This is a genomic window from Sphingobacterium thalpophilum (genome assembly GCF_901482695.1).
GTDB classification, from domain to species: Bacteria; Bacteroidota; Bacteroidia; order Sphingobacteriales; family Sphingobacteriaceae; genus Sphingobacterium; species Sphingobacterium thalpophilum.
In genome coordinates, this window is the sequence record NZ_LR590484.1 from 4,716,737 (window position 1) to 4,730,866 (window position 14,130).

The 14,130-nt window shown below is 42.6% G+C and carries 14 protein-coding genes and 2 tRNA genes; 8 read left to right on the forward strand and 8 right to left on the reverse strand.

What is annotated here, in order from left to right:
- Positions 1 to 236: 236 nt before the first annotated feature.
- The gene (gene purN / locus FGL37_RS19715) at positions 237 to 809 is read right to left on the reverse strand and encodes a phosphoribosylglycinamide formyltransferase (RefSeq protein ID WP_028069519.1); all 573 of its coding nucleotides are present in this window, start codon (positions 807 to 809) and stop codon (positions 237 to 239) included.
- 157 nt (positions 810 to 966) lie between these two features.
- Between purN and FGL37_RS19720 the strand changes: the two genes are divergently transcribed.
- On the forward strand, positions 967 to 1,461 hold the full coding sequence (locus FGL37_RS19720) for a TlpA family protein disulfide reductase (protein WP_028069520.1): 495 nt from the start codon (positions 967 to 969) through the stop codon (positions 1,459 to 1,461).
- Between the two features lie 47 nt (positions 1,462 to 1,508).
- Here FGL37_RS19720 and clpB read toward each other — a convergent pair whose 3' ends face one another.
- A complete protein-coding gene (clpB, locus tag FGL37_RS19725) occupies positions 1,509 to 4,109 on the reverse strand; it encodes an ATP-dependent chaperone ClpB (protein WP_028069521.1) in 2,601 nt (866 codons plus the stop codon).
- Positions 4,110 to 4,380: 271 nt separating this feature from the next.
- Here clpB and FGL37_RS19730 point away from each other — a divergent pair.
- Together FGL37_RS19730 and FGL37_RS19735 are read left to right on the forward strand one after the other, a co-directional pair.
- A tRNA-Thr gene (locus FGL37_RS19730) sits at positions 4,381 to 4,453 on the forward strand.
- 33 nt (positions 4,454 to 4,486) lie between these two features.
- A tRNA-Thr gene (locus tag FGL37_RS19735) sits at positions 4,487 to 4,559 on the forward strand.
- A 40-nt stretch (positions 4,560 to 4,599) separates the two neighbouring features.
- On the opposite strand, the gene FGL37_RS19740 is transcribed toward FGL37_RS19735, so the two are convergent.
- The 3 genes from FGL37_RS19740 to FGL37_RS19750 form a co-directional block, all read right to left on the reverse strand.
- A complete protein-coding gene (locus FGL37_RS19740; RefSeq protein ID WP_028069522.1) occupies positions 4,600 to 6,012 on the reverse strand; it encodes an alkaline phosphatase in 1,413 nt (470 codons plus the stop codon).
- 93 nt (positions 6,013 to 6,105) lie between these two features.
- The gene (locus FGL37_RS19745) at positions 6,106 to 6,750 is read right to left on the reverse strand and encodes an NAD(P)H-binding protein (RefSeq protein WP_028069523.1); all 645 of its coding nucleotides are present in this window, start codon (positions 6,748 to 6,750) and stop codon (positions 6,106 to 6,108) included.
- Between the two features lie 30 nt (positions 6,751 to 6,780).
- The gene (locus tag FGL37_RS19750; RefSeq protein ID WP_028069524.1) at positions 6,781 to 7,023 is read right to left on the reverse strand and encodes a hypothetical protein; all 243 of its coding nucleotides are present in this window, start codon (positions 7,021 to 7,023) and stop codon (positions 6,781 to 6,783) included.
- Between the two features lie 199 nt (positions 7,024 to 7,222).
- Here FGL37_RS19750 and FGL37_RS19755 point away from each other — a divergent pair, with 199 nt between their 5' ends.
- Positions 7,223 to 7,408 (forward strand): hypothetical protein, encoded by a 186-nt coding sequence (locus tag FGL37_RS19755; RefSeq protein WP_028069525.1) that lies wholly within the window; start codon positions 7,223 to 7,225, stop codon positions 7,406 to 7,408.
- Between the two features lie 44 nt (positions 7,409 to 7,452).
- On the opposite strand, the gene FGL37_RS19760 is transcribed toward FGL37_RS19755, so the two are convergent.
- Positions 7,453 to 7,905, reverse strand: a complete 453-nt coding sequence (locus tag FGL37_RS19760) for an Lrp/AsnC family transcriptional regulator (protein ID WP_028069526.1) — start codon at positions 7,903 to 7,905, stop codon at positions 7,453 to 7,455.
- A 120-nt stretch (positions 7,906 to 8,025) separates the two neighbouring features.
- Here FGL37_RS19760 and rocD point away from each other — a divergent pair, with 120 nt between their 5' ends.
- From rocD to FGL37_RS19775, 3 genes are all read left to right on the forward strand, one after another.
- Positions 8,026 to 9,285, forward strand: a complete 1,260-nt coding sequence (rocD, locus tag FGL37_RS19765) for an ornithine--oxo-acid transaminase (RefSeq protein ID WP_037532960.1) — start codon at positions 8,026 to 8,028, stop codon at positions 9,283 to 9,285.
- Between the two features lie 3 nt (positions 9,286 to 9,288).
- Complete coding sequence (locus FGL37_RS19770; protein ID WP_028069528.1) at positions 9,289 to 10,254, forward strand: arginase; 966 nt, start codon at positions 9,289 to 9,291, stop codon at positions 10,252 to 10,254.
- Between the two features lie 224 nt (positions 10,255 to 10,478).
- On the forward strand, positions 10,479 to 11,141 hold the full coding sequence (locus FGL37_RS19775) for a response regulator (RefSeq protein WP_037532963.1): 663 nt from the start codon (positions 10,479 to 10,481) through the stop codon (positions 11,139 to 11,141).
- 4 nt (positions 11,142 to 11,145) lie between these two features.
- Here FGL37_RS19775 and FGL37_RS25970 read toward each other — a convergent pair whose 3' ends face one another.
- Together FGL37_RS25970 and FGL37_RS25975 are read right to left on the reverse strand one after the other, a co-directional pair.
- Positions 11,146 to 11,499 carry a prolipoprotein diacylglyceryl transferase gene (locus FGL37_RS25970; protein WP_317132247.1) on the reverse strand — a complete coding sequence of 118 codons (354 nt, stop codon included), beginning with the start codon at positions 11,497 to 11,499 and terminating at the stop codon, positions 11,146 to 11,148.
- A 47-nt stretch (positions 11,500 to 11,546) separates the two neighbouring features.
- Positions 11,547 to 11,954: a prolipoprotein diacylglyceryl transferase family protein gene (locus tag FGL37_RS25975; RefSeq protein ID WP_262709472.1), complete on the reverse strand. Its 408-nt coding sequence runs from the start codon at positions 11,952 to 11,954 to the stop codon at positions 11,547 to 11,549.
- 79 nt (positions 11,955 to 12,033) lie between these two features.
- Between FGL37_RS25975 and FGL37_RS19785 the strand changes: the two genes are divergently transcribed.
- Entirely contained in the window at positions 12,034 to 14,127 is a 2,094-nt protein-coding gene (locus FGL37_RS19785; protein ID WP_028069530.1) for a sensor histidine kinase, read from the forward strand.
- Positions 14,128 to 14,130: the final 3 nt, after the last annotated feature.

Here is a 14,130-nt window from a genome sequence, read left to right on the forward strand (position 1 = left end):
TAACTATTTTTTTCTTCCGGGACATTTTTTGCAGCGTTTTCCTTCTTTGTATTTCTTACAGCATTTTTTAAAACACACGCAGGAAAAGTCGGAAAACGGATGCAATGCCGCACTTCTAAATTGAAATGGGCTTGCCTTGCTGTCCATTTGGTCGTGCTCTACAACAGACTCAATAACTTCGTTCATAGGGCAAAGTTACTATTTGTTTAAAATAATTCTAAATAAAAATGCCGATTTTACATTTTTTTAAGAAGATTTTCGATCACTTTCGGAAAATGCTGATGTTCGAGTTGCTGTCCTTTAAATTTTATGATGTCCAGGGTGTCACTGGGATCAATTTTAAACCGCGCCTGGTATATAATCTCCCCTTCATCAAAATGTTCGTTAGCAAAGTGGATAGTGATACCATGCTCTTCTTCTTTGTTAGCCAGTACAGCTTTGTGTACATGGTCGCCATACATACCCTTACCACCATACTTCGGAAGGAGAGCAGGATGGATATTGATGATTTGGTTTGGATAAGCTTTTAGCAGGTTGTAAGGTACCAGCCAGAGAAATCCCGCCAGGACAATAAGATCTATATTGAGATTCTTAAGAATATTTACGACATTGTCGGTGTTATAGAACTCGTTACGATCAAATATGTGGGAAGGTATTTCAAAATTATCTGCCCGTTGAATAACGTAGGCATCTGGATTATTGGAGAGAACTAGAGCGACCTCAGCTTCATCTGAATATTTAAAATGTTCCATTATTTTCTGTGCATTGGAACCTGAACCTGAAGCAAAAATGGCAATTCGTTTTTTCACGATTATTGGATATTTATAGATTTGATCGATTTAAAAATTAGTTCAAACTTACGCATTTTTTGTAAAAAAACTAATATAATGACAGATGGAAGCGCCTTTTTAAGTATAATTGAGTAAAATTAATGCATTATTCATTGTTGCTTTAAAATTCTTTAATATGAAGTTGTTCCGTTTGCTTTTTTTTGTTGGTCTGTTTTTTATTCTTCAACCGCTGTTTGCTCAGGCGCCTAAAGTATTGCCGGCTTTTTCCTTTGGCGAGGTCTATCAGGCTGGCCGGTTCAGTTCGGATAAGTTGCCTAAGGCAGGTTATATCGTGCTTGATTTTTACGATCCGGGTTGCGGACATTGCCAGAAAATGGGCGCGGGTATCGCCCAGAATTTGCCCAGATTTAAAAACGTCCATTTTTACTTTATCTCCATGAACGATAAACCTTATGTGGACGGTTTTATAAATATGCATGCCAAGCCACTAAGGAACGCCCCGAATGTGAAATTTTTATTTGATCCGGGCACACAGTTTATTGAAAAGTTTAATCCTACGAATTATCCTTCGCTGTATGTATATGATGCCAAAACAAAGACCTTGTTGCAGCACCTGGACGGGGAAGATGATGTAAAGAAACTGTTGAAGTCAGTGAATGGTATAGACTGACTCTTTATAAAATAAAAAAAAAGCGTTGCGATAGCAACGCTTTTTTTTTATGCTTCCTGTTTGTTAATGAAGACAAATTTCCCATTGAAAACATCCAGCCGGATGACCGAATCTCGGCTTACTTTCCCTGATAAGATCTCCTTGGAGAGCTCATTAAGGATACGTTTTTGAATCACACGTTTCAGCGGTCTTGCACCATATACTGGATCATACCCTAGCTGGGCCAGCCAGTCCATGGCTTCATCGGATGCTGTGATAAAGATATTTTGTTCAGCCAGTTGTTTTTGAACATGGGCGAACTGCAGACGAACGATATCGCCGATTTCGTCCCTGCTCAGCGGTGTGAACATAATGACCTCATCGATACGGTTTAAGAACTCTGGACGGATCGACTGTTTGAGGAGTTCGAAAACTTCGTTGCGAGTTTTCGCAATGATTTCATCTTTATAGTCTTCCCGCAAATGACTGAAATTTTCCTGAATGACATGCGAGCCGGTATTGGACGTCATAATAATAATCGTATTCTTGAAATTGACAGTACGCCCTTTGTTGTCTGTTAAATGTCCATCATCAAGTACCTGCAAAAGGATGTTAAATACATCTGGGTGGGCCTTTTCAATTTCATCCAATAGCACCACAGAATAGGGGCGTCTTCGGACAGCTTCAGTCAACTGACCGCCTTCATCATAACCAACATATCCGGGAGGCGCACCGATAAGGCGAGACACGGCATGTCTTTCTTGGTATTCGGACATATCGATACGCACCATCGACTGCTCGTCATCGAACAGAAATTCGGCAAGCGCTTTGGCGAGCTCTGTTTTTCCGACGCCTGTTGTTCCCAAAAATATAAAAGAACCGATAGGGCGCTTAGCGTCATTCAGGCCAGCTCTTGAACGGCGTATTGCGTCAGAGATAGCTTCTATAGCTTCGTTCTGTCCTGCAACACGTTTGTGCAGTTCTTCTTCCAGATTAAGAAGCTTTTCACGTTCCGACTGGATCATTTTGCTTACGGGTATGCCAGTCCATTTGGCCACTACATCGGCAATGTCCTCGGAGGTCACCTCTTCCTTCAGCATACGCTTGCTTTCCTGCTTTTCAGCAAGTTCGGCTTTTAGCCTTTCCACCTTCTCCTGCGCTTCTTTAATGCGTCCGTAACGCAGCTCAGCTACTTTTCCATAGTCGCCGGAGCGTTCCGCCTGTTCCGCTTCGAGCTTATAATTTTCAATATTTTCAATCTCTTGGTTGACATGGTCTACGAGATTTTTTTCTTCCTGCCATGAAGCACGCAAGGTATCACGTTCGGCCGACAGGTTGGCAATGCTTTCCGAGAGTTCCTGGACTTTTTTGTCGTCGTTTTCGCGTTTTAGGGCCTCCCGTTCAATCTCGAGTTGCATGATGCGGCGCTCCAGTTCGTCCACTGCCTCTGGCACAGAGTCCATTTCCAGACGCAGTTTTGACGCAGCTTCATCGATCAGGTCGATTGCTTTATCCGGTAAAAAGCGGTCCGAAATATAGCGTTGCGACAGTTCAACGGCAGCGATGATGGATTCATCCAGGATACGTACCTTATGATGGGTTTCATAGCGTTCTTTCAGTCCCCGAAGAATAGAGATCGCGTCCTGGGTGTCAGGTTCTTCGACCATGACCTTCTGAAACCGGCGTTCAAGCGCTTTGTCCTTTTCAAAGTATTTTTGGTATTCATTTAATGTGGTGGCACCGATGGCACGCAGTTCGCCTCTGGCCAAGGCGGGTTTCAGAATATTAGCTGCGTCCATCGCGCCTTCGCCGCCTCCTGCACCGACAAGGGTATGGATCTCATCAATAAACAGAATAATCTCGCCGTTGGAGTCAGTCACCTCCTTGACGACTGCTTTTAAACGTTCTTCGAACTCACCTTTATATTTGGCTCCAGCAATTAGGGCCCCCATATCCAGTGAAAACACAACTTTTGTCTTGAGATTTTCGGGAGCATCACCTTTGATGATCCGATAAGCAATACCTTCGGCAATAGCCGTCTTACCCACTCCGGGCTCACCGACAAGAATGGGGTTGTTTTTGGTACGTCGGGAGAGGATCTGCATGACGCGCCTGATTTCCTCATCACGCCCAATGACAGGGTCGAGCTTGCCCGACTCGGCATACTCGTTCAGGTTACGGGCATATTTTCCCAGTGCATTATAGGTTGCCTCAGCATTTTGGTCCGTCACACGGCTGTTGCCCCGCAGTTCCTTGATCGCAGTCTTTAAATCCTTTTCGGTGACGCCCTGTGCTTTCAGTAAGCTTGACGTTTTGTCCGAAGTGGCCAGCATCCCCAAAAGCAGATGTTCGACAGATACAAATTCGTCGTTGAATTCTTTAAGATATCCTTGTGCTTTCTGCAAGGCAGTATTGGCATCGCTACTCAAATAAATATTGCTACCGCTGACTTTCGGGAAACTCTCAATCTGCTTATCTAGTTCCGTTCCAAGATAAGTAATATTCACATTTAATTTCTTCAGAAGGTGGCTAACCACATTTTCGTCCACGGAAAGCAAAGCTTTTAGGATATGAGCAGTTTCGATCGCCTGCTGCTGATGACCAGCAGCAATTTCCGAAGCTTTTTGTATGGCCTCCTGGGCCTTAATGGTATAGTTATTAAAATTCATCCGTAAAATATCTTAATTAAAGTTTGTTGATATGTTTTGTTATAACAATTGGGATGCCATTCAGTTTTTGGGTGTTAATACGGAAAAAATGGCATTGAAATTTATTGTTTCATGACAAATTTTCAGGTTATAAAAATAATAATGCTGATTTTTAACGATTTGAAAACCTGAGTGCAAAAATTGCGAGATGGGATTTGGATTTTTGGTCTAAGCTTTCGATATTTGCAGCATCTTAAAAGCGGTAACGTTTTGAAGGTTGAAAAGAAGTAACGCCTCTTTAGCTCAGCTGGTAGAGCAACTGACTTGTAATCAGTAGGTCATTGGTTCGATCCCGATAAGAGGCTCATCGAGTAATACTCATTAAACTTCTTTAAAAAGCCTCTTTAGCTCAGCTGGTAGAGCAACTGACTTGTAATCAGTAGGTCATTGGTTCGATCCCGATAAGAGGCTCAAAAAGACCCCCAAGATTCATCTCTTGGGGGTCTTTTTTTTAATCTAAACTGAGCTGCGCAGCTTTGGCGATTTTCTTAGGAATATCGGTATTGTCCATTTTGTGGTTGAATAGCTCAGCTCCGACACCGATCGCGTACACCGGGGCGTATGCCGCCGAGTGGTTATTGGAAGCCCAAGCGATAGAAGCCATTCTGTTCAGTATAGCAATACTTAAAGCTGCAATCTTATCGTCATTGGCATACAGGCTCTTTGCTGTTTCATTCTGATGGTTAACAAAGCTCTTCTGATAAGCCTCTCGCAATAGTTTATCATCGTTTTCATTGACCTTGATGCCAGTATATAGACCTGTGTGAGTAGCTAGCAACTGTTTGAGCTGCTCCCAAGTTACGTTAACTTTGCTGTTGCGGAGATCGCCTATCTGTGCTGAAAGTGCACTATGCGATACGCTTTGTTCCGAAAGCAACTTTGTTTTTAAAGTAGAACTTCCATTACCTATTCCAAGGCCGCCAGTTTCGTGGTCCGCTGTCACGACGATAAGGGTTTCCGTTGGATGTTTCTGGTAAAATTCGTAAGCCAGAGCTGCCGCCGCGTTAAAATCAAGTACCTCCTGCACTGTAGTGGCTGCATCATTCGCGTGGCAGGCCCAGTCAATCTTACCGCCCTCCACCATCAGGAAAAAGCCTTTATCATTGTGATGTTGGAGCGACTGAATGGCCGCAGCGGTGATATCGGCCAGTCTGAGGTCGCCGGGCTGTTGATCAATAGCATATTTTAGTGCTTCTTTTGGGCTACCGTCAGTGTTCATCAGGATAATTTTATCGGACTTCTCTTTGTGCTTTAGATAAGCATCTTTTCCCTTTAGAATTTGGTAACCAGCGTTTTTAAGTTGTGGAAAAAGAGAAGGAGCCTGCTTGCCGTCAAACGTCATTTCGGGTTTTAAAAAGTTGGAGCCTGCAAAGAAATCAAAATTGGAACGGATAATTTCTTGTCCGATTTCATAGTACATATCCCTGTCGGGCTGATGGGCATAAAAGGAAGCCGGCGTTGCATGGTCTATGCTCACACTGGTCACAATCCCGACTTTTAGTCCCCGTTCTTTGGCTGCATAGGCGATACTCTTGTAGGAAGTTGTTCCGCTACTGTCCATGCCGATAACGCCATTTTTGGTCTTTTTACCAACGGCCAGGGCGGTGCCGCCAGCGCCGGAATCGGTGACGCCGTTGGACAGTGAGTGCGTAGAGGCAAAACCCGTGTGCGGGAACTGCGTAAAGACCAACGGCACCGTACTGTTTTTGTTTTGAATCGCTGCCTGATTGATCTCAGTAAGATTAACCTGATTGAAGCCCATTCCATCTCCAATCAGATAAAAGATATATTTCGCCTCTTGACAGAAGGCTGGGAATACCTGAATAACCGCAAGGAAAAAAAGAAATAAAAAGTGTTTTTTCATGTAAATAGTAGTTTCTTTCAATCCGCAAGTTACCCCGTCTGGATTACCTTGATGTTAAGCTAATGTTATGAATTGCTTTAAGATACAGTCATACTATTCGGAGAGGTCTTTAATATCGCTGACAGAGATGACATTGATTTTCTCACGGCAGCGACTCACTGATCTGAGCATTGCCAAAGCCACGCGGTCCACTGTCAGTGCTTCATAGCTCCTGAGAAGGCCTATACGATTGAAAATCCGCAGAGCACCTATCGCTAGTTTTTCTCCGGCACGGTCGGTGTCTGGACGGATTAGGCCGCCGGGCTGCACTATAATCAGCCTGCTGAAATCTAAAGCTTTGATATGTTGTTCGAGACTGCCTTTCATGCGGTTATAGAAGATTCTTGAACCAGCATCTGCATTGACGGCGGACAGCAAAACAAAAACAGGGATCCCGTTCTTTTTGGCTAAGGCGGCAAAATGTAGATTGAGATCGTGATCTATTTTCCATTGAGCATCCTTACTTCCGGCATCCTTTCGCGTCGTCCCTAGGCAGGAAATCGCCAAGTCACCATAAATAAGGCGTTCGACATCCTGAAGTTTGCCAAAATCTACGATAATCTGCTTCAATTTGGGGTGCGCAGGAAAGACCTCACGTCGCAACAGTAAGACAATTTCCGTAAAATCGACAGAATTTAATAAATATTGGACAAGTGCTTTTCCGGTTGCGCCCGAACCGCCGATGATAACTGCTCGCATATATTGATGTGTTGTTCTATCAAGAGAACACTAATCTTGATAGTTTGGTTTTCCGGGAGTGAACCGTACAATGGTTTGATCCAGCCGCAGTGTGTCAGCGACAGTGATCAGATCCTCTTCGACGATAAAGTTCTGCCCAATAGAAGTTTTAATGGTAGTGAAATCCTCCTGATCAGCGTCCTGAAAGTATAATAAGGACTGAATGGTGGATACGGCAACCAGCTCCAGCAAGTCATCTTCTCCTTCTAAGCCTACGTAGAAAAAATCTGCCATAATATTTGATGTTTGATTTATTGCTAATATAGCTTATTTTATTTTAAAATTAGCTGCCTGCTCATCAATCGTTTATATGTGTGGATTTTAATAGAACAACGAAAAGACATGCTTTGTTCATAAAACAAAATGCTATTGCATTTGAAAAGCAATTTATTTAAGTTTGATAGGATCATTTTAAATAGATAATTATATCAAGATGGATAGAGAACAGATACAAAATTGGCTGGACAAAGGGTATGATATATTGCATCATGGCCGGCCGGTTAAAGTTGAGGGGGACCTGTGGGACTACATTGATGGGCTCGGCAGCTATGACAGCGTTTATGTATTGCGTGAATTATTGTATTGGACGGAGGATGAGCTAGCGAAAATCGGAAAGTAGCTCTGAGGCCTTCAATGTCCCATTCAAGACCTTAGAGCTTAAGATCAGAAGATAATATTGCGTTTAAAAGCGCAGCCTAATTCGATGAGTGAATCGGTTTTTGCGATTCCGGGGATGTTATCTATTTTTTCATATAGCAGCTTACGCATATGCTCGTGATTTTTGGCGATTATTTTTATGTAAAGTGTATAGTTGCCGGTGATATAATAACATTCAGTCACTTCTGGAATTTTCTTTAGCTCTTCAATAATGCGGCCGGAATCGTGATCTTTTTCCAGACTAAGTCCAGTAAACGCACCCCAGTCATAACCTAATTTTTTCTCGTCCAATACGGGCTTAATTCCGGTTAATATACCTTGTTCCATGAGTCGGCTGATCCGTTGGTGTATCATGGTATTGGAGACCCCAAGCGCAGCGGCTATTGCTGAATAAGCCATGCGGCCATCTGTGTCAAGGTATTTTAAAATCTGTAGATCAAATTCGTCAATGCCGTTCATAGTAAACAGGTTTAAAGTTAATTTAAATATTTCGATGCTAATTTAGTGTTAATTTGCCTTATTTTGTTGTTGAAAAAGTAAAAATTGTATATTTGTTCGTATTGAAAAAAATCAAAAATTATGAGTAAAGTAAATATACAGGGAAAAGGAATGGCGTTTATTGCCAAGGAAGAAAGATATGGAGCACATAATTACCATCCTTTACCGGTGGTACTGGAGCGGGGAGAGGGTGCCATGGTATGGGACGTGGACGGTCGATCTTATTTTGATTTCCTGTCGGCTTATTCGGCAGTCAACCAGGGGCATTGTCATCCCCGTATTCTGGCTGCATTGACTAGGCAGGCGCAGCAGCTGACGCTGACTTCGCGTGCTTTCTATAACAATAGATTAGGCGACTTTGAAGAAATGATGTGCAAACTCTTCGGGTTTGACAAGGCCTTGGTGATGAATTCCGGAGTGGAAGCCGTGGAGACGGCGATGAAACTTTGCCGTAAATGGGCATATAAGGTAAAAGGTGTCGCTGCCAATCAGGCGAAAATTGTGTTTGCCAAAGATAATTTTCATGGTCGTACAATTTCTGTGATATCTGCTTCAAATGACCGTACCGCCACGGATGATTTCGGTCCTTTTGTGGAAGGTATTCTACTTGTGCCTTATAATGATATTGAAGCTCTTGAACAGCTGTTCAAACAGGATCCTACAATTGCGGGCTTTATCGTTGAGCCAATTCAGGGGGAAGCAGGCATTGTGGTCCCCGATGCGGATTATTTGAAGCGTGTACGCCAGCTATGTGATACACATCATGTATTATTTATTGCAGATGAGATCCAGACAGGTATTGCCCGGACTGGCAGTATGCTGGCTTCCTATGATATAAACAACCCAAACAGCGACAGTAAGCCTGATGTACTGCTATTGGGCAAGGCCTTATCCGGCGGTGTGTTGCCGGTGTCTGCGGTCTTGTCCAGTGACGAGATTATGTTATGCATCCGGCCGGGTGAGCACGGTTCTACCTATGGTGGCAATCCGTTGGCTTGTGCAGTGGCCATGGAGGCACTTCAAGTTGTATTGGATGAGGACCTCATTCAGAATGCGCAACGGATGGGAAACTTATTTTTAGAAGGCCTGCGAAAAATTGCTGCCAAATCTGATCTTATACAGGAGGTTAGAGGTAGGGGGTTACTGACCGCAATTGTGATCAATGCGAGTGAAGAGAGCGATCTGGCGTGGAACATTTGCTTGAAATTTATGGAAAATGGTCTTTTGGCAAAACCGACGCACGGCAATAAAATTCGTTTGGCACCGCCATTGGTCATTACAGAAAGCCAGGTCAATACATGTCTGGGCATCATTGAGCAATCGTTGAGTAATCTGAATTGATGTATGAAGAAAATGATTGAACTGATCAAGAATAGATCTGATATTGGTGCAGGCACGCGTGGTTCGGATTTGGGGATTGATGCAATCGAAATTGCAGCAATCAACAAGGGCAGCCAATATTTTATAAACTATCCCTTTGTTGACGTACCCACGCGCAACAACTCCATTTATCAGAATGATAACCACCCTTTTGGTAAACATATCCAGCAGATCTATGAACAATGTAAGCAGGTGGCCTCTACCGTCGAAGATAGCCTGTCGGCCGGCAACTTTCCGTTGGTATTTTCAGGAGACCATTCCTCGGCCATGGGCACTATCAGTGGTATCAAATCTGCATATCCGGATAGGACCCTCGGTGTCATTTGGGTGGACGCGCATGCGGATATCCATTCTCCTTACACCACACCTTCCGGCAATATGCACGGGATGCCGCTGGCAGCCATGCTGAATGAAGACAACCTGTCCTGTTCAATCAATGAAATAGATCAGTCGACTCAGGAGTTGTGGAATAAACTCAAACGCATTGCTGGGCCTGTGGGCAAAATTAAGGCGGATCATCTGATCTATTTTGGTGTTCGCGACACGGAGGAACCAGAGGATATCGTCATCAACCGGCTGGAAATAAAAAATTATCGTGTTGAGGAAACGCGGCAACGTGGTATTAAGCCCTGCGTTGCAGAGGCGATGGAACGCTTAAGAGATTGCGATATGCTGTATATTTCCTTTGACGTGGACAGTATGGACAGCGAGCTCATTTCAGATGGAACTGGAACGCCGGTCCCTAAAGGTTTCCTGCCCAAAGAGATTGTTCTCATTCTTGAAGAGATCATTCGTTCAGAAAAGGTAGTCTGTTTCGAGATCGTGGAGGTAAATCCTCTATTGGACAACAAAGGAAATAAGATGGCGGAAGTTGCTTTTTCAATCTTGGAGCATATCACACCCTTAATTGAACTTAAATCTCTGCGCTGATGTCGCACAAGCTTTGCTGGCATAGCGTTTAAATGAAAACCCCTTTTAGTCCTGCTGGTCGCTGAAAGGGGTTTTTAAGTGCTCAGGTGTGGGGAATTTTGTATATTTATGCGGTTTATGTTAGTTTGTCGGGCTGTTTTATCTTCCAATGATAAGCAGGGCATCAAACTCAGAAGTAGCCATTATGGGACTAAGAAAAGTTATTGATATTAAATGCACGAAAGATGAATCAGTTTAAAATACTATTGGTTGAAGATCATATGGTTGTACGGAATGGTATTAAACTATTATTGGAGTCTCAGGAAGAATTTTTAGTTGTAGGTGAAGCTTCGGATGGGGATGAAGCGTTGCAGTTGATAGGGGATGGATTGTTGCCTGATATTATCTTGACGGATATCAGCATGGACAATATGGATGGCATGGAGCTGTTGCGGGCTGTTAAGCGGGAGTATGCTTCGATTAAGGTTGTTATCCTCTCTATGCTGAATCAGATTCACTACGTTGTTGAAGGGTTTGGCTACGGTCTTTCAGGATATTTATTGAAAAATGTGGATTATAATGAATTACTTTTTGGCTTGAAACATGTGGCGCAAGGAGGACAGTATATAAGTGCGGAGATCAGTATAGCTTTGTTGGACCATGTTGCCTCAGGTAAAAGCGGCCAGGTGCTTTCCAATCCGGCAATACCCGAATTGGAAATTAGTGAACGCGAGATGGAAGTCCTTAGGCTCATAGCAGATGGTTATACGAATGTGGAGATTGCCGACAAAATCTTTTTGAGCAAGCGAACGGTTGAAGGACATCGACAAAGTTTGATCGAAAAGACAAATGTCAAAAATACTGCTGAACTGGTCAAGGTGGCATTTCAATCCGGACTGCTGAAATAGCGGCCTAAGCTTTGTTACGACTGTTGACAATCAGTAAAATGAATCCGGCCAGGATAAACGGCAGACTCAGTATCTGGCCCATATTGATCGATAGAGCGTCTTCAAAACGTTCCTGATTAATTTTTAAATACTCATCAAAAAAACGGAAAGAAAATAGTAAAATCAGCAGCAGCGCAAAGCTGTTGCCGGTTTGATTTCTAAAGAAAGGTCTTTTCCATAAGCTGTATAGTAGTACGAACAGTAGCATGCAATAGAGTGCTTCGTATAATTGTGCAGGATGCCTTGGGATTTGATCAATATGTGTAAATATGAAAGCCCAGGGGAAATGTGTCGGCGTGCCAATCATTTCCGAGTTCATTAAATTTCCAAGACGGATACAGGCGCCGGCGATAGGCACCACCAGTGCTATTCAGCTACCCAGAGGAAAGAAAGCTTGTGTTTTCTTGCAAATAAGAAAATGCCGATAAGAATACCGATACCGCCACCATGGCTTGCCAAACCTCCTTCCCAAATAGCCAATATCTTAAAAGGGTGGCTCAGATAGTAGGCAGGATCATAAAAAAATATATGACCTAAACGTGCACCGATGACAGTTCCCACTAGGATATAAATACTTAATTGATCAAGGAGTTCGGCTGGCCGGTATTCTTTTTTGAAGATAACCAGAAGTACCTGATAGCTTAATATTATTCCCAACAACCAAAACAGTCCATACCAGCGTATGGAGTGATCGATGATCGGCAGGGTCAGGATATCGCTTTCAACGTTCCATACAATATAGTTTAAATGTAATGCAGAGCTGCTTGTTATCATGTCTGAATAGCTAAAGTGTGGACAATAGGTATGCACGAAGAGCGAATTGTTACAACTATCTTTCGATTTTTTAAATCATGTGAAGGGATTTGCTAAGCAGGTTGATCTGTCACGCTATTTAAATATCAGAAAAGAGAATTATTTTGCAGCCAGCCATGTCGTATTTTTCAGAATATTCCGATATTCGGTTAAAATCATGGTGCCGCAGGCCGGTGCCTGCTTGAGTTACGCAAGAAAGAACAATTTTCGAATGAAAATACGTCAGACCGGAGCATTAGTACATCTTATCCTTATTGTACTGCTTTTGCAGCTGTTTTCTTGTCATCAAAACAGAAAGCCAGATACAGCAAAAGAGGAAGAAAAGCTTGTAGATTCACTGGATATGCGCTACCGAGATTTTTTATTAGACCATCTGACCAAACAGGAATTGGAAGATAAGTCTATTGTCCGAAAAAAAAGAAATGAATTACTGCAGAAGGCGTATTTTGTGCGTTCCCCATATAATCCGATATACTTGGCCTATGCATACATGTTGGAGGATCGGCTTGATTCTATACCCATTGTGCTGCATGCGCTTGAAGGAAGACCATTGAATCCGGATCAGGCTGTTCTGAAAGATTATTTTATGATCAGGGCTGATTTTAGTTTTGATGAAATGACCAATGTGACGCTGATGAAAAAGCTCATTGATGCCAAGGAATTTGCCGCGAAGAACAAGAGCACTTTTACTTTCCTGTTTTATAATCTACTTTCCAATGCCAATTACCGGCGGGGAGACTATCGGCAGGCACTGCGCGATATTGAATCCTGGTATTTTTATCATCCAGAGAGAGCCGATCCGCGTGTTTCGCAGGTTTATCAGGAAGTCAAATTTATGCAATATATGGCTTTGCGTGACTTTGCGAAGCTAAAAGGATCTCTGGATAGCTGTAGACATTACGCCAGACTAACTGGAGATACTGCTACTATAATGCGCATGTATGATCTGCAGTCACAGTATTATTATAGTATTAATGACAACAAAAGAGCAGTGGAAGCATCCAGAGCATATTTTGATTATTTGCGCTCATCCCGCGCGCTGAATGCTTATGCTTTTGCAAATCTGGCCAAAAATTTTATGAACAATCAGCAGATTGATTCGGCGATAAAGTATTTTAATGCTGGTCTCAGGTTTATCAAGGAAAATAAGATCAAGCATAATACCTTGTTTTATTACCAGAATCTGCAGGCGGCTTATGCTCTAAAAGGAGATTATGAACGGGCCTATTTTTCTTTGGATTCAGCCTTTCGTGGGTATAAGAATAATGCTACCCGTATGGAATGGGAAAAAATGAATGATATCAATACCAAGTATGAAACCGAGAAAAAAGACCAGGCAATAAAACTGTTAAAAACGACCAATGCATTCAGCCACAAAATCATGGTACAGCAGCGCTGGATATTTGTCATTCTGCTCGCTCTAGTTTTTAGCTTGGCGTTTTTTATTTATTTTAGAAATAAGCAGAAATTACTTCAAAATATCAATCAGCGCATTATGGCGGAAAATAAACAGCTGATCTTGGAGCAAAAGACTAGACAGAATCAGCTTAATCCGCATTTTATCTATAACGCGATAGCAAATCTTCAGGGGTTGATCAGTAGTGAGCAGAAGGCGAAAGCGAATCAATATTTACTTTTATTATCGCGACAAATCCGTGACATTTTGGAACTGAACAGGGAAGACTATATTTCTCTGGAACAAGAGATTAAATCCTTACATAATTACATCCTTCTGCAGCAGATGCGGTATCAGGATGTGTTTGATTTTGAAATCAAGACTGGAGATCTGGATCTGGATAATGTAATGATTCCTCCTATGCTGATACAGCCATTTGTGGAAAATGCCATTGAGCATGCTTTTAAAAATTTATCCCACAAGGGGCAGCTGCGAATTTCGTTCAGGGAAGATGATGAACAATTGCATATTACAGTCAGCGACAATGGATGGGGCGTGCAGATGCATACGGAGCAAGTGAAACACAAGACATCTTTATCACAAACGATTACCAGAGAACGTCTTGAACTATTGTTTGCAGAAGCAGAAGCCAGGGCCAGAATTGAAATAACACCAAATTATAACGAAGATAAAAGCGGTTATAAAGTGGACATTTATATTCCGCTTGTTTTATTTTAATTG